The organism is Palleronia caenipelagi, assembly GCF_007004065.1.
GTDB lineage: Bacteria > Pseudomonadota > Alphaproteobacteria > Rhodobacterales > Rhodobacteraceae > Palleronia > Palleronia caenipelagi.
Genome location: NZ_VFSV01000144.1, coordinates 1 through 942, shown reverse-complemented (window position 1 = coordinate 942; position 942 = coordinate 1). Strand labels below are relative to the sequence as shown.

Annotated in this window: 1 protein-coding gene; it reads right to left on the bottom strand. The window is 59.1% G+C overall.

The genetic code is table 11. The annotated features are described in order from the left end of the window. Window positions 1–942: calcium-binding protein (locus tag FEV53_RS20340; protein WP_142836415.1), on the bottom strand; the 942-nt coding region annotated here is incomplete at both ends.

Here is a 942-nt window from a genome sequence, read left to right as displayed (position 1 = left end):
CAGAGCCACATTCTCAATGCTTGTATCAAGCGCCTGCACCCCGTCTGTCAGGTTTATCCCGACAAACGTCTGCACGACATCAATCCCGGCACCGCCGCTCAGCCGATCCCCGAAGCTGTCCATCACCAACGTGTCATTGCCGTTGCCGCCAAGGATCGTATCGGCCCCGATCCCGCCGTTCAGAAGGTCATTCCCGTCACTGCCCCAGAGCTGGTCATTCCCGGCGCCGCCGTACAGAGTATCGTGGCCGCCATAACCGATCATACCGTTATGACCGGCATTACCCGACAGCACGTTGTCGAGATGGTTCCCAATGGCATCAATATTGCCGCTTCCGAGCAGAGCCACATTCTCAATGCTTGTATCAAGCGCCTGCACCCCGTCTGTCAGGTTTATCCCGGCCGACGTCTGCACGACATCAATCCCGGCACCGCCGCTCAGCCGATCCCCGAAGCTGTCCATCACCAACGTGTCATTGCCGTTGCCGCCAAGGATCGTATCGGCCCCGATCCCGCCGTTCAGAAGGTCATTCCCGTCACTGCCCCAGAGYTGGTCATTCCCGGCGCCGCCGTACAGAGTATCGTGGCCGCCATAACCGATCATACCGTTATGACCGGCATTACCCGACAGCACGTTGTTGAGCTGGTTCCCAATGGCATCAATATTGCCGCTTCCGAGCAGAGCCACATTCTCAATGCTTGTATCAAGCGCCTGCACCCCGTCTGTCAGGTTTATCCCGACAAACGTCTGCACGACATCAATCCCGGCACCGCCGCTCAGCCGATCCCCGAAGCTGTCCATCACCAACGTGTCATTGCCGTTGCCGCCAAGGATCGTATCGGCCCCGATCCCGCCGTTCAGAAGGTCATTCCCGTCACTGCCCCAGAGCTGGTCATTCCCGGCGCCGCCGTACAGAGTATCGTGGCCGCCATAACCGATCAT